The following is a 16,976-nucleotide window of genomic DNA, read 5'->3' as shown; positions in this document are numbered from 1 at the left end:
ATTGAGAATCAGAAGTGGAAACCAGGGACTTGACGGCGATTAAAATCGCCAGGTGCGTTTCATCCCCATGTCTAAAGCCAGGGGCTTTCACGCACGGTTTTCGGTAATTTAAAGTGCGATCGTTGTTTTGAATAATCTCCCAATCAAACTTAGTTTTAAGTGGAATCTTAATACGTTCGTGTCTAACACCCTAAGATTGATATTGCGCTAGTGCAATCCCCTGTTGTGCCAGGGATAAAGTCAATCTTTTGACGTAAGGATGATTTCGACTTGGGATAGAGCCAGGGGTGAGAATTTACTGGTTATTCTAGCTTTACAGGATAAAAAATAAATCCTGCTTAATTAATAGAACAAATAAATCGCTGTTTAAATCTGCTTTTTAGGCAGTGCAGTAGATTTCTCCATTTGTTTATTCCGCAAGGGAGTTGTATCAAAAGCCATGACAGACCACAACAATCGCACCACCTCTGAGCGTGAATTTTATCAAGATCCCAAAGGAAACACTGATAGCAGAGTAACGCAAAACACGGAAACAGTTCACGGTACAACACCAGATGAGTATCGCGACGGTTACACTCACGGTCGCATGGCCGAACGTCGCCACCAACAAGGTTACCAAACTACTCGCGATAATAATAATGCAGCTCGCGGCTTGCTACTGGGGATTATCCTCACTTCTCTTGTCGGTCTCGGTGCTGCTGGATTATACTTCTTCAACCAGCGGAATAATGAGCCCGTACCTGCACCTGCGATCGTTCCCGTACCGGCACCTAGAGCAAATCAATCACCCAGTCCGGCTCCAGATAGAACGATAATACAGCGCGAAACAACTATAGATAGATCTCCAGTAGTAGTTCCGGTTCCCCAAAGACAAACGCCGGCTTCTCCATCACCGCAACCGAACATTACTATTCAACAATCACCATCTTCTCCAGCACCAGCTCCACAAACTAACATTAACGTTCCACCAAGTTCTGGACAACAAAATCAAAGTTCGGGCAGTGAAAGTAGATCCCAAAGCTCAACAGGCACTTCTACGGGAACTAGACAGTTGCCTTCTGTACAGACAGCACCGGATCGATCGCAAAACCAAAATGATGACGCTGCAACTTCAGGTTCTTTAGGTAACAGTGGCACCACATCCGGTAGCGGTTCTACCACCGGCGGTACTACAGATAATGGTACATCCGGTAGCGGTTCCCTCGGCGGTACTACAGGTAATGGTACATTCGGTAACGGTTCTACCACCGGCGGTACTACAGGTAATGGTACATCCGGTAGCGGTTCCCTCGGCGGTACTACAGATAATGGTACATCCGGTAGTGGTTCCCTCGGCGGTACTACAGGTAATGGTACATCCGGTAGCGGTTCCCTCGGCGCTACTACAGGTAATGGTACATCCGGTAGCGGTTCCCTCGGCGGTACTACAGGTAATGGTACATCCGGGAGCGGTTCTACTGGTGGTGCGACAGGTAGCGGCACATCCGGGAGCGGTTCTACTGGTGGTGCGACAGGTAGCGGCACATCCGGGAGCGGTGCTGGCGCAGGTAGCGCGGGCGGTTCAGGCCAATAAAAGCCAAATTTTGCATCCTTTTTTCTAATAGCTTCTTGATAGTCGCTCAATCTTTTGCCTCCTAAGATCAAGGGAGGCTTTTTTTCTGTACGATCGCTTCAAAATTAATCAGAGTAATGAACTATTTCAAAAATTAAAACTCTATAAACTTTTGTAAATAACTATCGCACCGCTGGGAAACAAATGCTAACTTAAAAACTAAGGCACGAATCAATAAAGTCTTCAAACAAAACACTTGGATTCGAGCTAGTGCCTCCCGCTCCAATCCAAACGCAACGTCTGACCGATGTGAGATTCATCCAAGAAAAGTGGCATTGCGTTCAGCCCGGATTAATGTTTGATATTAGAACGCAAAGCAGATATCACTATCTTAATCGGCTGTGTGAATACACGGAGGTGATGCAAAAGTCCGGTTACGGTCGGTTGCGGTTCAAGTCCACCTTATTGTAGTTAAGTTCCTTCTTTTTGGAAACACCTGGTTGTAATTCGTTCCAATTAAATCGACAGATCTTAACCCGCCGCAAGCTACTAAATGTTTATCCAAGTAGCTGGGCGGGTTTAAAAATGCTTGCTAAGACACGGGCTCACCCATTAGCTTGATGATAGTGACTTCTGGAGGACAGAAGAGGCGTCCGGGTAAATAGGTTCCCAATCCTCGGTTGACATACAAACGGTTTGCGGCAATCTGATGCAAACCTTGCGCCCATTCCCAATGCTGAAATAGTTTGCGGCAATCTTTGCGGGCGTATGGTAGAAAGGGGCGCAGCGATTTGGGAATCGTGCGAGTAAGAGTTGGCAACCATGCAGGTAGTGGGCCTAAATGGGGTAACAAAATTTGTCCGCCGTGAGTGTGACCTGAGAGTTGCAAATCCACGCGCCACTGTTGCAAAACTTCAGCACTATCTGGATTGTGGGATAAGACAATGCGAGGAATGGCGGAGTCTATCTGTTTGAGGATCGGCCCAGGCTTGAATTTGGCAGAATGGAAGTCAGCAAGACCTACCAGCGCTAATCCTGGGCCAAAGGGATAAGCTACCTGATTCCAGAGGAGGCGAATGCCGATGCTAGTTAGGGCTGTACGAATTTGCTGTTTCGAGTGACGAAAGTAAAGGTCGTGGTTGCCTAAAATAGCATAGATACCCATACGACTTTGTAGGTGTTTGAGTCGCTGTACTAGGTTATAAATAGGGGCGGGATCTGAGGTTACGTAGTCGCCGGTAAGTACAATAAGGTCAGGTTCGGCTTGATTGCTAGCAGCGATCGCTTCTTCTAGCAAGTTTTCCGAAAGTCGCTTTCCGTCGTAGTGGAAATCGGATAACTGTACGATTTTTGTATTATGTAACGATACTGGTAAGTCTGCGATCGCTACTGTGATATTTTCAACTTTCAATGCCCCGGTTAACAGCCTGTGCATAACTTAGAAATGAATTTTTTTTAAGGCAAAGGTAGGCAGAGATTGACGCCAAATAAAAATTTTTTGCTTGTCTTCTTCCTCTGCTATTACGACTGAGGGAGATTGGGTGAGGCTTTTAAAAGCTTCGCATAAGTTGGAAGGTTTTTTGGAGGATAGTTTGGAGTTTCTGGTTTTTAGCGTATTTTTGTTTGGTGAGTTGAAGTGCCGCTTTGCTGTTTATTTCTGCTAGAGTGGGGTAAATGTGGATAATACTGCTAAGGGCAGAAACTTTCAGCTTGTGCGACATTGCCAAGACAATTTCGTGGATTAATTCGCCGGCAGAAGGGCCGACTAAATGGGCACCGAGAATTACACCGTTAGGGCGGGTAATAATTTTGGCAAATCCGCCAGTTGCGGCTTCTGCTTGGGCGCGATCGACATCAGCAAAATTTTGCTTCAGTACGTAAATTTTATCGCCGTATTTTTCTTTAGCTTGCTGTTCGGTTAAGCCAACTCGCGCTAATTCTGGATCGGTAAATGTTGCCCAAGGAATTATTTCATACTTGGCTTTTGTCAGAGGTAGGAATAAGGCATTTTTTAGCACTACACTTGCTTCGTAACTGGCGACGTGGGTAAATTGGTATCCACCAATCACATCGCCGCAAGCATAGATGCGAGGATTAGTTGTCTGGAGTTTAGCATTTACCGTTACTCCTTGTTTGTCAACTGCCACTCCTGCGGCTTCTAAATTGAGAGATTCTATATTAGGTTTTCTGCCTGCGGCAACTAAGATTTCATCTGCAATAATTTGGCGATCGCCTGCCCATATTTGCTTTTTACCGTCGGCGATTTCCACTCGTTCCACCCGTGTTTTTGTGATGACAGTAATTCCTTCCGATTCCATTTGAGATTGCACAACTTGGGCTGCTTCCGGATCTTCCTTGGGTAAAATGTAATCCCTGCTGGCAATAATAGTTATTTGAGAACCCAAGCGAGAAAAAGCTTGTCCCAATTCACATCCTATTGGCCCGCCGCCTATTACGGCAAGCGAATTAGGGCATTTAGTTAGCTGAAAAACTTGTTCGTTGGTAATATATCCTGCTTCTTGAATTCCGGGGATAGGAGGAATTGCGGGTCGAGAACCTGTGGATATTACAAATGCCCTGGCTGTGAGACGGCGATGATTGACTGAAAAAGTTTGTTCGTCTATAAATTGACCGGAACCAAAAATTACTTCCACACCTAACGATTGAAATCTTTCTGGTGAATCGTGGGGTTCAATGGCAGCGATCGCACTGCGGACGTGACCCATAGCTTTGGCAAATTCAATTTCCCGGTTTTCGCAGTCGATCCCGAAGCGTGCAGCATTTTTAACTTGATAAGCCATTTTGGCAGCGTGGAGGAGAGATTTGCTCGGTACGCAGCCATACCAAAGACAGTCGCCACCAAGGCGATCGCGTTCCACTAGCGCTACTTTTGCTTTTAGTTGGGCTGCGGCGCTGGCAACAACCAACCCGGCGGAACCACCACCAATAATGACTATATCGTAATCGGCTGCCATATTTTCATATCCTCTTAAATGCGGTCTCCATCTTTATTTCTTTGGCAGAACTCACCCCGATTGCGGCTGACTGATGCCATGTAGTAATTTGGCTTATTATAGTATCGCCTATAAATATAGTGCCGCCAACATCTTGTGCCCAGGTGGGTGCTTCCCCCAAAATGAAATAACTTGCGTGACAAAGCGTAGTATATGGCCATTAGGATCGCCAAACTATGCGATTGTCACCTATTCTTTTTGCTAGAAGACGATGGGCTGAGGAACTGTAAGATTGGGATCGGCCTTTGACTAACTGACTTATTCAATTCCAAAATTCGATGAAAATGTCAATCTAGAGTTTTGTAGAAATTATCGAAGTTAAGACGTTAAGCTACAATTAGCCATCGCTTTTATATTTTGAAATAATTAAATCACAGGGGAGCGGTTATGAGGATAATTGTACTAAAGTCGAGAGATAAACAATCAATTTATGACGCGGATGTTGCGAAGTGATTCCAGAATTCGCTCGTGCGGTCAATCTACTATCAGAGAACCTGACAAGTATTAGCCAACCAGAATTCACAGGCTCTCAACCTCAGTGATTTGCCGTTCTTTTTTTTAGCTCGTCTTGACTCAGCATTTTAGATGACTTGTGGAAATGACACAGATTTAGCACAATTGCTGATATACAGAAAAGATCCGATGGCGATCGTTCTCGATAAGCTTATGAAATCAAAACTCTTGGCTAGTGCAACACTGCTGACAACCTTTAGTTTGGCAAATCCTGCCGAAGCTGCCAATCCCGACCATATCAGACAGCTGCTCTCCACAAAGCAATGTCCCAGGTGCGATCTTAGCAATGCGGGATTGGTGATGGCTAATTTGGCTAACGCCAATCTCAGCGGTGCTGATTTGACTCGCGCTAATCTCAGTCGCGCCAACCTGATCGGTGCAGATCTCAGCAATGCCAATCTTACGGGTGTGAGTCTGTTCGGTGCCAATCTCAGCGGTGCCAATCTCAGCGGTGCCAATCTGAATGCTGCGGATATGAGAGATACTTTTCTCGCTCAGGCTAATTTGGTTGGTGCTAGTTTAACTAATGCTAACTTTTTGGGTGCGATCGGATTGCCAAGTTACACCGGTACAGCTGAGGACTTCTATCGATGGGCAATGGCAGAAGCGGAGAGAGACAATTATGCTAGAGCGATGGAACTGTTCAACCAGGCGCTGAATATTAAACCCGACTATGCAGAAGTTTACATGGGGCGCGGTATGGTTCGCTTCCAACAAGGGGACAAGACGGGAGCGATGACAGATACTCAGCGAGCGGCACAACTTTATACGGCGCAAGGAAATCAGCAGGGATATCAATTAGCTCAAGATGTTATTAAAGGAATTGAAACAGCTAATAAACCCAGGCGTTCTGGCGGCGGCTCGAATTTTCTTAATTTCTTAAGCGGTATTGCCAGTTTGGGGCTGCAATTGTTTTTCTAATGCCTGGAGCGTCGCATAGCTGAAATTATACTGTATCAGGCTGTAAGGCTGCATTTACCGCATCCGTACAGCCAATTTTATGGCATTACTATTCTGATTTTTTGTTTGTTCAATAGACATTTCCAAAAATTCTTGTGGGGTAGGCATCCTGCCTGCCGAGAGAGATTGTTCTAGCTAGCTGAAACTGACTGGTTAGTTCAGGGAAATTAGAAGTAGCCGTGACTTAAATCACTTGACACTAGGATAATTGTCACCTTTTTTGAAAGATACCCATCACCAGACACCTTATAAAAAGGATCGATATTAATAGTATCGGTGTTTCTGCGGTGATGCCATCTGTCAATGGGAGAGTTGAGTATGTTGGAAAAACTAATACTAGCGGCTGCAATCACGTTCTCTGTAAACTTTTTCTTGGGTGTTACTTCGCAAAATCAGAACGATTCCAGCCTGTACTTAGGTAAAAACGTAACCGAAACCGTAAGTCTACTGAATCAGCAATAGGGGTAGGAATCGCAGCGAAACCTCATCCCTATAAGGGTTTACATTTGTTTGCTTTAGGTAAAACTTTAAATAAAATGTATTCTAAATTACCGTAGGAGCGAGGGCTCTCCAAATCGCTTCACCTGGATAAAAGTAGCTCTATCTAAAGTGCCAGCAAAAGATTTTCACAATGTCACCTCCAACACGATCGGCTAAGAGCAGACCCGGCTATAATAAACAGCAATGCAGATACAAGGTGCGGTAAGGTAAAGGAAAAAATGACCGATTTGGGCTAAAGTACCGAATAAAGGCCGGAAAAGTACGGTAAATTTTTAGCTCGAAGCCAGTCATACTTCTGGAACATCCTTAACTGGCCTGGATCTGGTCTTCTCGATCGATGGACGATTTTTTATGACCATTTACGTTGGCAACCTGTCCTATAAAGCCACTTCCGAAGATATTAAACAATTATTTACAGAGTATGGTTCTGTCAAACGAGTAGTCTTACCAGTAGACCGGGAGACAGGCAAAGCGCGAGGTTTTGCCTTCGTGGAAATGGTCAGCGAAGCTGAAGAAGATGCAGCTATCTCGGATTTAAACTCTTCTGAATGGATGGGGCGTCAGCTGCGGGTAAACAAGGCAAGACCCCAGGAAGACAGGCGTAGCGATCGCAGCAGTTATTAGAACAGGTTGGATGCCTCTAGTGTTAACTAGGGGTTAAGATTAATCAAACCTACACAGATCCTCAGCCTTGTGAGGGTAACTTTGTCTTGACACTGCTTTGAATTTGTGATATCTTAACTAAGCTTACCTAAAAAACAAGGCTAAGCGGCAACCCTAATCATACCTAAAGATAGTAGCGCCTCAATATATTGCAGAAGTGCTACTGTTTTTTTCCGCAATGAGGTCAAAATGGCGAAACGCCGCAATCTAAAGAAAGAAAAAGCACTGCGTAACCAAGCATACGCACGAAAGTATCGCAAACGGAAAAATACGACTAACTTTTCTTCTTCTAGAAAACGCAACCAGTCTGTTTCCGCAGAGGGTGACGACGAAGAGGAGTAGGCTTAGCCTCACTTCGCTTCGCTTTTGCAGCGTAAAATTTGCCCAATCTCTGGGGCTAGGGTGTTTCTTCAAAGTGTAGAGCATCTTTTGGCGCAGAGCTTGGGCTTTTTGGTAATTTTTGCAAATTTCGATAAAATTTCCTCATAAAGAGTCGGTAGGTAGGAAAAGTTCTCCTTTGGGCGGATGACCTAAAGTTTGCACAACAAAGCGATAATGCTCCGCATCGCTATCGCGAACGCATCAAGCGCAACAATAGCGATCGTAATTGCTCCCATCATTTTTTCTCCCAAGGAGCGCAATTAGTAGCAACTATATTCGATCGAGTCCTAACGAATTCGCAGTAACGCAATCTCCAAGAGTCGTACTGAGCTTGACTAATTCTGAGAAAATTATCAGCGCGTCGGTTCAGGGGGCGACAAGCGCCCCCAAACAATTACAGGTAAAGGTTTTGGGAACTAGATCCCTGTGGAAACAACCTCTTTTTATTGAGAACAGACTCTCTAGAGTTTTCAAATTAATTAGTAAAGTTCACCAAAGGAGTAACAGATGTTAGACGATTTTCTGTTGGAGAAGGCTAAAAATATATACAAGGAAATAGAAAAAGATCGAATCAAATTGACAAGTCGATGGCAGTATGAAAAATGCCAAGCTATGCTTACCAACGTAATTACTGCGTTGCAATTAAAACAGCCTTGGGCACACTTTCTGTCGGAGTTGCCTTACATTGAAGAAGTGTTTACTGGATGGGATTTAAGAGGCGCTTCTCTTGCTGGCATCAACTTAGCAGGCGCGGATTTCAAAGAAGTGGATTTGTATTTTACCGATTTGAGAGGTGCTAATTTGGAATTATGTGATTTTCGAGGAGCATACCTCTCCCATGCTAATTTATCAGACACTATCTTAGCGGGAGCAAATTTTGAAGGTTGTGATATGATGAGAGTCACTTTCAAAAGAGCTAATCTTTCTAATGCCCAACTCATGCGGGCTTTTTTAGCTAATAGTAACTTAGTAGAAGCTAATTTTTCAGGAGCAGATTTAACATCTGCCACATTGCTGGGAGCTAAACTTGAGGGCACGATTTTTGAAGGAGCGATTTTAGAGAATGTTAGATGGGGTGAATTTGCTAAAGACGATCCAGAATGGGATAAAGACGATCCAAAAATTGACTATTGGGCTTAAAAAAGCATCACTTTCGTAGTCCGCATCCCAATTAGCGTTAATTGGCAGGACGAGTTTTATATCGCACTCAAATGTGACATAATTAACTCAATTTGTGGTGTTAGATTAATTAGGCTCATTCACGAGCGATAAAATTAATCATAATCGCCAAAATTATGCACATCGACGCACCCTACAGACTCAAAATTAATAACTAGGAACTTGCGTTAAGTAAGCATTTTGCAAAATCAATCCGAAAGATAATTACCCTTTTTCTGAATAACAAATATAAAATAGGTTAAGCGCGTGTTCGCCGCCCTAAAATCTACCTCAATCAAAGCTACTTATGAACGATATAGCCCCCATTATAAGTCAGAGAGTAGGAGAAATTTGTTTCCAAGTCGATGATGTAAAACCATGTCAAGACTTGGTTGCAGAAAAAAGTGCTTTGTTACAGTTTGAAAAGTGCTATGGAAGTCCGGTACTTGCATTCAGTCACCACCCGGAGTTCCCACTTGTCGAAGATAGCAGCGACAATGCTTTGGTAAGCGCTGTTCACATAGCGTTCAGTCAACATCGACCCTTGTTGCTTACTCCCGATACGATTTGGATGACGATCGCACAAGGTTTTGCACATCATATCAATAATAACGCGGAAGCGCTTCGCTCTCGTTTTGTACGCCATCAGGGGAAAATTGTACTTAAATCGGAAACAGACGAACTGACACAACCTCACCACTGGGAAAAAGTTATAGAACAATGGGTTAGGGGTATTCGCGCAGAGGTAGGTGCAGATTTGTGCGACTTGATGGAATGCAATTTCAGCACCACTACGCCAAGAATACGCACTGCAAGTCATATGGTGATGATGGATGCTTTCCAGCAGTATTTCGATTACTTGCGTATGTGCATTTGCGGTATTCCTTTCGTGACTTTGCAAGGTACAGTGGATGATTGGCGCAGCATTCAGCATCGTGTCGAGAAGATAGCTGAATACGAACTTGAATGGTGGACACAAAGGTTGTTGCCAATTTGTCGAGGATTTGTAGAAACGGCTGAAGGCAAACCTTCGTTAAGTTTTTGGCGTGAGATTTACAAACCTGAGTCAGTTTACGGGGAAGAAGTAATTACAGGATGGTTAGCCGATCTTTTCCCATATCTTAAAGATTACGCAAATGATTTTAAAATTAGAAATCCAATTCTAGATGTAGCTCGCACAGATATAACTGTTTCCGATGGTATTTCTCCTCAATATATCCCTATTGGTTTGTCCTGCGCTCCATTTAAATTGAAGACAGCGTTAGGTGAGAAATCGCTAGAATTAGTAGGTGGATTTATTGGTATTAAACAAGATCCAGACGACGGCACTCTTCAACCGGAAATAGGTTGGGCAGTTCGCGAGATAATTTTGCTAAGTTGTTAGATTTGTTAGAGCAGGAACACGAAACAGAACCACCTTTGGATCGATCGAGCAATAATCGTGTTCGTATTCCGGAGATGCCAGGAGAACTTATACAACTGTTAGAACGATTTAATGAAGCGACTTTATTTGCCAATACGGAACACAGTTGGCGGGTGCGATCGATACAAGATTACTTATTATACATCATGTACCGCCCGTACAAATATGCGACAGCTTTTATCGACCTCAATGACGGTCGTTGCATTGCTTATGCTGATGTAAGTCGCTCAACGGGAAACTGGGAAGATGGAACTTACAAAGATTATAGCGAATGGTGGATAATTGTAGGAGAACTTATGCCTTTCATGGATTCAACTTTCAAAAAAGAGTACAAGCTGTTGAAGCCCGAAAGTGCTGCGGTTATTGCGAAAGGAATTCCCCAACTATTTGAGCGAATAATTGAAGCAGAGGGACGCTACTATTTCGATGCGCCTGACTTTATTCCCGATGATTCATTCGATGAGGATAATTAAGTAGGCGGACAGAATGAATCGTAGGGTGGGCACTGCCCACCAAAATGGCTAAACCCACCCCTACACCAGATGTATTTTATCGAGTCGAAAACCCTATAAAATTTATTCCCTGTTGATGCGAATCAACTCCGTCAAAATGCTATCCAAGCTGCCGTTAACTTGAATTCGATCGATCTTTTCAGCAATTCTTTCTAGCACTTCCAACTCCTTCAGACGCAAAGCAACAGGATTATCTTCCATCACTTTAGCGGTATTCAACATACTGCGAGTGGCAGCAGTTTCTTCACGGCGGCGCACTACGTTAGCTTGTGCGGCTTTTTCTGCCTCTACAACCTTGCTCAAAATAGTCTTAATCTCACCAGGGAGAATAATATCTTTTACGCCAACGGAGTCAAATTCAATTCCATACTCTGCGGTTTTCTGACGAATGTATTCAGCAACGCTTCTATCGATCGCGCCTTTATCTTCCAATAAAGCATCTAGAGTTCGTTCGCCGACTGCCGCCCGTAAAGCAAATTGTAATTCTTTGTATAAGAAAGCAGCTACATCTGACAAGCTATTTTTGGCTTTCAATGGGTCTACTATGCGGAAACCAGCAGTTAAATTCAAGCGTAGAGGTACTTTATCTTTAGAGAGGATATCTTGACCGGATACTTCCATAGTTTGCAAGCGGAGGTCAATTGCTTCCGTTTGCCAAGAGCGTCCAAATATCCACCAAGCGTGTATTCCAGGTTGGAGTAGTGTTTGAAATTCTTGATTGATGTAAAGTAATCCAATATGCTGTGCTGGAACTTCCCGAATGTGCAAAAAATTGCGGACTATCTCTGGCGCATTCAAGACTAATTCTGTCACTAAATTAGCTGGCAATTTAGCATCATTGCTGATGTCAATTACTTCTACTTCCACACCTTGCCAAAATAATTTGCGGCTAGACGGCGGTAGGATGGAGATAACTTTACCTCGATCGCGTACAATGGCGACTTGCTGATTCTGCAATTGAACTATCTCGCAGTAAGCCGCCACAAACTCAGGATGTCGATCGATCAGCACATCCTCGGAGGGAAAGCCGGGATTGGGTACAATACGGCTGAGATTCCGGACTGTAACATCTCGATCGACAGCCCAAAAAGCGTACTCGCCCGGTGAGAGCGATCGCACAAAGTTATTCTGCACGTAAAGCAAACCAATTTCAGATTCTGAAATTTGGAATTTCTTGATTCCATACAAGGTACTTCCACGTATTTGCTGTACGAAATCGGCAGGTAATTCCAAGCTTTCATTCAAATCAAAAATATGAGATTTTACGTCAATAAAACCGCGCCAAAAAGCTCGCAATTGATTTGGTAAAACACTCACCCAATTTTGTCCCACTCGCACTAAAGCAGTTTGATTGAATGCAGTCCTTACTACTAAAAGATATTGCTGTAATTCGGAACTATTATTTCGCAGCAATAATTCCAAGTTGTCAATCTTTGCTTCTGGTTGGTTGAGATCGTAAGTTTTTACTTGCCAGTGCTGACCGAAATATGTGTAAGTACCGGGCTGCAAGATTTTCTTAAAATCACTGCGGTGATATAAGATGCCAATTTCGTTAGGTTTGATGTAAAAGGTTTTCCACATAGAAAATTGCAGAGATAATTTAGGAATTCGCAGTTGAAATAACATACTCGTGACTACATTTATAACTTGGGTTTCTGGTTTTGCGCTGCTGAAATTATGGTTTGCTCGATTCGCTTCGACCTTGTTTCGGGACGTTTAGCACTTGCAATCCAAAAAAGGATATTCTTTTTGGACGATCTGCTTAATGCTTCAAAATATTGATTGGCAGTTTCGTTTGTTGCTAATGCTTGCTGTAAGTCATCTGGGATAATTAATGCTTCGATCGCATCCAAAGTATTCCACGAACTGTCTTGTTTTGCGGCTACAATTTTTGACAAGCCAGCCTCAGTCATCAAACCTCGATCGATCAGTTCTTCGACATACTGCTTATTTAATTTTGACCACACACTTTTCGGTTGGCGAGGAGTAAATATTTGCATATAACGTTCTGCGTCTAAAGCTTTAACTTTACTATCAATCCAACCAAAGCATAAAGCTTCTTTAACTGCTTCTGTATATTTAATGCTTGGCTGACCGCTTTTTACTTTGTAATAAATTAGCCATACACCAATAGAGGTGCGATGGTTTTTTTCTAACCAATCCCGCCATTCTTTGCCATTTGTGGCATAAAATGTTTCTAGTTGGTTATCAAATTTTTGCATAGTGGGAACGTTATTAGGCAAAGTTTGCTTTTTAGGTATGTTGTTGCACTTTGGCGCTGAAGCGCAACAACATACCTCTAGTTGAGTTTTTGAACGATTTGCATAATACATATACTACACTATATTTTTAAACTCTGCAAGTGTAGGTGTTGGCAGTTCAGTTGCGGGCAAATTGTGTCTCGAAAACTGGATTAAGATTGCTGCTACTTTCGTCTAAACTTCCCAAGGGAAATTCAGACAAATATCGCAACGCTCAAATACGCCGTTCGCTTTACTATCTCCAGAAAACTGGAGCGGTAAAACGAAGGGACATACTCAAGTTAGGGAGAAAACAATTGCACTGGCTCCTTTACAGTTACTAGCGATCGTCACGAGTAGCGATCGATAATACGCACCTACATCGCAGAGTTCCTAATAGAGTTGAGAAAGCTACTTTAAAAGAGTAGTGTCTTTTGACCCGGACAGGGTTGGTGGGGCAGAAAGTGGATTTGAACCACTGACCTTTGGGGACAAGCCCAACGAGCTACCAGACTGCTCTATTCCGCGAATTTGTCTTTTGACCCGGACAGGGTTGGTTGAAAGTACAGGAATCGAACCTGCGACAAATTGGTTATGAGCCAATCGCTCTACCAGTGAGCTAACTTCCAGGGCGTTTGATGTAGGACTCGAACCTACGACCTACCGATGCGATCGGATGCTCTCCCACTGAGCTAATCAAACTGTCGAGTAGTGACGCATTAATGTGCGATATACGCTCAATTCAGAGGTTGGCGCACCAGTTGGGTATACAGAACCCAAACCACAGCCAGTTAATGTATTACTAACTCGCTACTTAATGTAGCACAAAAAATGTCAGGTGGTAGGGATTTACTAAATAATATTATTTTTAAACTCTGCAAATGCGGGTGTTTACAGTTCAGTTGCGGGCAAATTGCATCTCATCTCACTGGATTAAGATTGCTGGGATTTTTACTTAGATTACCCAAAGGCAATCTAGAAAAAGATAACAGCGCTCAAATATGTCGTTCGGTTTGTCAGTTCCAGAAAAATGGATGTGTCAAACGAAGGAACATACTCAAGTTAGAGAGAAAACAATTGCACTGGCTTCTTTGCTGTGACTACCGATATCGCGGACGATAAACGATAGCATCACACCAACACCGCAGAGTTTGCCAAACGAAAACAGATTTTCTCTGTCGTAGTTTTTACTGAATTTGTAGCTACCAAGTTTGTAACTACGAATGTGCCTTGTCCCTAACAAGGTGCCCTTATTCAGGGCGAAAGAGTTTTTGCTGAAAGTACAGGGGTAAACCCGTTATCGATCGGCGATCCACCGATCGCTCTAACAAGAGAGTTAACTTTCAACTGGTAGTAATATATTGGTCGGCGGTATACGCTCGATTCAACGATCGGCGTACCAGTTGGGCATACAGAACCCAGACTATTGCATTGGACAATGTATTCCTACCTTTGCACTCATTATAACTCAAGTAGAGCGAAATTGTACAAATATGGCCTTACTTATATTTTTCTCTGATGCGTTTCACCTGTTCTTTAAACTCTGCACCGAGTTCGGGATTGACCATTGCGACGAAGTTAGCAAATCCTTGAATTGAGGCAATTAAATCTGAAGAATTACCCCAGCGTTTGCCTTCTAATCCGTCTTTTTCGATCTGATACAAAGTTGCCCGAAAGCGTTTGAGAGTTTTCTTATCAACGTTGGGTTTATCGTTAACTATAACTCCAGTTACATCTTGCTGTCGGGAATTGCGAAGGATTCTGGTTTTTTCTTCATTAATTACAAAACCTTCGTGTTCGACTATTGATTCGGTGCGTCTCAGTACGTTACAAATATGACGGCGGTTATCGCCAGAAGCAGAAAAGGTGAGGTCGTCGGCGTAACGAGTGTAGGTAAATCCAAGATTTTCAGCCATTTGGGTGAGGCGGCGATCGAGTCGGCGACAGAGTATATTAGTAATAGCTGGACTGGTGGGTGCGCCTTGGGGAAGGTGGCGATCGCTCAGGGCTACATAATAAGTTTTGCCATCTAATTCTACTTCCTCAATATCCGGTTCTGTAGACAATAAACTGAATATTGTCGCTGCTGCTTCTGAATATCCCAAAGATATAAACAGCCCTTTAACTCGCTGATAGGAAATTGAGGGGAAAAAGTTCTTTAAATCGAAGTTGATTACAACTTCGGCACCGATGTGAGGTTGGGCGTTACTGACAATTGAACGACCCGGACGAAAGCCGTGGGCAGCGTTGTGCAATTCGACTTTTTCTAGTATATTATTAAGTATCCAATGTTGGGCTTTTTTGAGGCGCGGCATGGGGGCGGAAATGATGCGATCGCCTCCCGTCTTTTTGGGGATTCTGAAACGAATATAGTGAGAAATGGGAGATGTTTTGCGAGAAAAGGCGAGAAAGCGCAATTGTCCCATAGTAATTCCCATCGCGGTGGCAATTTGTTCGGCTGTTCCGTAAATGGGTAAGCCGTAACTTTGCAAACGCTGTTCGTCGCAGTCGGTGTAGTTGAGTCCGCCAGAAACGCGATCGCCTAAATAAACAATATCTTGCTGCTTCTTTTGTCGCCAAGCTTCTGCGCGTTCTAGCCTTTCCCTTTCCCGCCTTTCTTTAGTTTCCTGACGCTTGCGCCGCGACTCTGCTAAACGTTGTTTGTATAACTGTTTTTTGAGAAGATTTTCATCGTTGAGTTGACGATTTTGTTTGTAGAGGTCGTTAAGTTCCTTCTGTAATTCTCCACGACGACGAATTTCATCAGCAGGGTCTTGCGGTATTTCTCCTTGGGCAGGCCAAAATCCCAGGCGAATCATTTCCTCAAGAATTACCTCTTCTCTAGAAGTTTCACGAATGCGATCGTACAGTTCTTGGCGAGTTCTTGGCTGGTCAGTCATATTGTTGGTAATTGATTGAGGTTATTGCAAATTTAAGATTTTAGATTGCAAATTTAAAATTTTAAATTTGCAATCTGAAATTCGGCTTATACGGTTTTATTTGCCAACCACAAACCTATATTTCGCACATAAGTTTTGATATCTTCCAAAGCGCGAGGTTCTGTCTTCATAGTATTACCGGGGGCTTCTGATACAAAAGTCGGACAACCCATATCTGCATCCCAATTGTAATCGCAGAAGTGGTGAAAAGTCGATTCGGCCACCGCACGACCGAGTTGGTTGCCGTCTGCATCTTTTGGCCACTCAAACACAACGGCGAGGTTGAATGTGCGATCGGAAACTTTACTTTTACCCATTGCGATTACACGACCGTTAGTTTCGCTTGAGGGAACGCCTACAGCACCTTCGTGGGGATGCGCCGGGAAAAATTCAATTATGCCTGAAGGCGATGTGGGATTTTTTAATAATTCGTGAATTGGTGCGACGGGGATAATTGTTTGATAGTCGCCATTGCGTCCGGAGTGATAGTTCGGCCAAGAAATATTTTCGGTGTAAATATCGTCTTTAGCACGCCGAGATTCATCTGGATCTAAATTTCGCGTTTGGAAAAAGTGGGCAACGCCAACACCGCAAAGAGTGCAGATAGACGAACCTAAATCCTGATGATCTCGCGTTGCAAAAAGACCGCCGCCACGGTTATGAAATGCGGCAATACCTGCATGGTCTTTTTCCGTGAGTCCGTTACCGACATCGACTGCAAATAACCATAGTTCGTCGAAATTTGATTCGCCAAGGTTGCTTAAAATGGGGTCGTTTCCTTCTGCATCGGATTCTCGGTCACGCGCCGTCACCTCGAAGAGGTTGTTCCCCGCTTCGTCTTTGACAGAAGCGAGATAGTCGCGCAATAATGAGAAGCGATCGATACTCCAATCATCTTCCGTCGTGGGAATGGTCGTTTGCAATAGAATCCGAATCGGTTTTTGCATAACCTCTGCCATCTACAAATTTGTCAGCATACGTCTTATTAATAAATTAAAAGCGAAATTGTGTCAAAAATTGCCATATTAAAAAATATCACACGCTATTGCCAAAATGTTGCCCCTTCGTAAATACCCCAGGACTAGATTGCTCAACTCAAGCGAATCTGTTACGGATTTCT

The 16,976-nt window shown here is 43.5% G+C and carries 14 protein-coding genes and 3 tRNA genes; 8 read left to right on the top strand and 9 right to left on the bottom strand.

The window, feature by feature from the left end:
• Positions 1-439 precede the first annotated feature (439 nt).
• Both H6G03_RS17280 and H6G03_RS17275 read left to right on the top strand, forming a co-directional pair.
• Positions 440-1,573: a hypothetical protein gene (locus H6G03_RS17280; protein ID WP_190465781.1), complete on the top strand. Its 1,134-nt coding sequence runs from the start codon at positions 440-442 to the stop codon at positions 1,571-1,573.
• A 249-nt stretch (positions 1,574-1,822) separates the two neighbouring features.
• Positions 1,823-2,023 carry a hypothetical protein gene (locus H6G03_RS17275; protein WP_190465780.1) on the top strand — a complete coding sequence of 67 codons (201 nt, stop codon included), beginning with the start codon at positions 1,823-1,825 and terminating at the stop codon, positions 2,021-2,023.
• Between the two features lie 121 nt (positions 2,024-2,144).
• On the opposite strand, the gene H6G03_RS17270 is transcribed toward H6G03_RS17275, so the two are convergent.
• Positions 2,145-2,987 (bottom strand): metallophosphoesterase, encoded by an 843-nt coding sequence (locus H6G03_RS17270; protein WP_190465778.1) that lies wholly within the window; start codon positions 2,985-2,987, stop codon positions 2,145-2,147.
• 115 nt (positions 2,988-3,102) lie between these two features.
• Positions 3,103-4,527, bottom strand: coding sequence for a dihydrolipoyl dehydrogenase family protein (locus tag H6G03_RS17265; RefSeq protein WP_190465777.1), 1,425 nt, complete (start codon positions 4,525-4,527; stop codon positions 3,103-3,105).
• A 624-nt stretch (positions 4,528-5,151) separates the two neighbouring features.
• Here H6G03_RS17265 and H6G03_RS17260 point away from each other — a divergent pair.
• The 6 genes from H6G03_RS17260 to H6G03_RS17235 all read left to right on the top strand — a co-directional run bounded on the left by H6G03_RS17260 (position 5,152) and on the right by H6G03_RS17235 (position 10,638).
• On the top strand, positions 5,152-6,000 hold the full coding sequence (locus tag H6G03_RS17260; protein WP_322111920.1) for a pentapeptide repeat-containing protein: 849 nt from the start codon (positions 5,152-5,154) through the stop codon (positions 5,998-6,000).
• Between the two features lie 891 nt (positions 6,001-6,891).
• Positions 6,892-7,164 (top strand): RNA recognition motif domain-containing protein, encoded by a 273-nt coding sequence (locus H6G03_RS17255; RefSeq protein ID WP_190465774.1) that lies wholly within the window; start codon positions 6,892-6,894, stop codon positions 7,162-7,164.
• Between the two features lie 228 nt (positions 7,165-7,392).
• On the top strand, positions 7,393-7,545 hold the full coding sequence (locus tag H6G03_RS17250; protein WP_190465772.1) for a hypothetical protein: 153 nt from the start codon (positions 7,393-7,395) through the stop codon (positions 7,543-7,545).
• Between the two features lie 546 nt (positions 7,546-8,091).
• Positions 8,092-8,724, top strand: a complete 633-nt coding sequence (locus H6G03_RS17245) for a pentapeptide repeat-containing protein (RefSeq protein WP_242056850.1) — start codon at positions 8,092-8,094, stop codon at positions 8,722-8,724.
• Positions 8,725-9,049: 325 nt separating this feature from the next.
• Positions 9,050-10,126 carry a DUF4419 domain-containing protein gene (locus H6G03_RS17240; protein WP_190465770.1) on the top strand — a complete coding sequence of 359 codons (1,077 nt, stop codon included), beginning with the start codon at positions 9,050-9,052 and terminating at the stop codon, positions 10,124-10,126.
• Positions 10,090-10,638: a hypothetical protein gene (locus tag H6G03_RS17235; protein ID WP_191056116.1), complete on the top strand. Its 549-nt coding sequence runs from the start codon at positions 10,090-10,092 to the stop codon at positions 10,636-10,638. Before H6G03_RS17240 ends, H6G03_RS17235 begins: the two co-directional genes overlap by 37 nt.
• Positions 10,639-10,740: 102 nt before the next feature.
• On the opposite strand, the gene H6G03_RS17230 is transcribed toward H6G03_RS17235, so the two are convergent.
• From H6G03_RS17230 to H6G03_RS17200, 7 genes are all read right to left on the bottom strand, one after another.
• The gene (locus H6G03_RS17230) at positions 10,741-12,258 is read right to left on the bottom strand and encodes a slipin family protein (RefSeq protein WP_190465766.1); all 1,518 of its coding nucleotides are present in this window, start codon (positions 12,256-12,258) and stop codon (positions 10,741-10,743) included.
• Between the two features lie 59 nt (positions 12,259-12,317).
• The gene (locus tag H6G03_RS17225; RefSeq protein WP_190465764.1) at positions 12,318-12,899 is read right to left on the bottom strand and encodes a YdeI/OmpD-associated family protein; all 582 of its coding nucleotides are present in this window, start codon (positions 12,897-12,899) and stop codon (positions 12,318-12,320) included.
• Between the two features lie 471 nt (positions 12,900-13,370).
• Positions 13,371-13,444, bottom strand: a tRNA-OTHER gene (locus H6G03_RS17220).
• A 27-nt stretch (positions 13,445-13,471) separates the two neighbouring features.
• A tRNA-Met gene (locus H6G03_RS17215) sits at positions 13,472-13,546 on the bottom strand.
• Between the two features lie 3 nt (positions 13,547-13,549).
• Positions 13,550-13,619, bottom strand: a tRNA-Ala gene (locus H6G03_RS17210).
• A gap of 797 nt (positions 13,620-14,416) precedes the next feature.
• Positions 14,417-15,817 (bottom strand): reverse transcriptase family protein, encoded by a 1,401-nt coding sequence (locus H6G03_RS17205; RefSeq protein WP_190465762.1) that lies wholly within the window; start codon positions 15,815-15,817, stop codon positions 14,417-14,419.
• An 86-nt stretch (positions 15,818-15,903) separates the two neighbouring features.
• A complete protein-coding gene (locus H6G03_RS17200) occupies positions 15,904-16,803 on the bottom strand; it encodes a hypothetical protein (protein ID WP_190465792.1) in 900 nt (299 codons plus the stop codon).
• Positions 16,804-16,976 lie beyond the last annotated feature (173 nt).

The organism is Aerosakkonema funiforme FACHB-1375, from assembly GCF_014696265.1.
Lineage (GTDB): Bacteria > Cyanobacteriota > Cyanobacteriia > Cyanobacteriales > Aerosakkonemataceae > Aerosakkonema > Aerosakkonema funiforme_A.
Note: the sequence above shows the minus strand (reverse complement) of the source record. Positions and strands in the feature narration are given on the sequence as shown.

Excerpts from the sequence above, each read along its gene's own strand:
- H6G03_RS17280 (WP_190465781.1), top strand. The coding sequence starts at position 440 with ATGACAGACCACAACAATCGCACCACCTCTGAGCGTGAATTTTATCAA.
- H6G03_RS17270 (WP_190465778.1), bottom strand. The coding sequence starts at position 2,987 with ATGCACAGGCTGTTAACCGGGGCATTGAAAGTTGAAAATATCACAGTA.
- H6G03_RS17265 (WP_190465777.1), bottom strand. The coding sequence starts at position 4,527 with ATGGCAGCCGATTACGATATAGTCATTATTGGTGGTGGTTCCGCCGGG.
- H6G03_RS17260 (WP_322111920.1), top strand. The coding sequence starts at position 5,152 with ATGACTTGTGGAAATGACACAGATTTAGCACAATTGCTGATATACAGA.
- H6G03_RS17255 (WP_190465774.1), top strand. The coding sequence starts at position 6,892 with ATGACCATTTACGTTGGCAACCTGTCCTATAAAGCCACTTCCGAAGAT.
- H6G03_RS17250 (WP_190465772.1), top strand. The coding sequence starts at position 7,393 with ATGGCGAAACGCCGCAATCTAAAGAAAGAAAAAGCACTGCGTAACCAA.
- H6G03_RS17245 (WP_242056850.1), top strand. The coding sequence starts at position 8,092 with ATGTTAGACGATTTTCTGTTGGAGAAGGCTAAAAATATATACAAGGAA.
- H6G03_RS17240 (WP_190465770.1), top strand. The coding sequence starts at position 9,050 with ATGAACGATATAGCCCCCATTATAAGTCAGAGAGTAGGAGAAATTTGT.
- H6G03_RS17230 (WP_190465766.1), bottom strand. The coding sequence starts at position 12,258 with ATGTGGAAAACCTTTTACATCAAACCTAACGAAATTGGCATCTTATAT.
- H6G03_RS17225 (WP_190465764.1), bottom strand. The coding sequence starts at position 12,899 with ATGCAAAAATTTGATAACCAACTAGAAACATTTTATGCCACAAATGGC.
- H6G03_RS17205 (WP_190465762.1), bottom strand. The coding sequence starts at position 15,817 with ATGACTGACCAGCCAAGAACTCGCCAAGAACTGTACGATCGCATTCGT.
- H6G03_RS17200 (WP_190465792.1), bottom strand. The coding sequence starts at position 16,803 with ATGCAAAAACCGATTCGGATTCTATTGCAAACGACCATTCCCACGACG.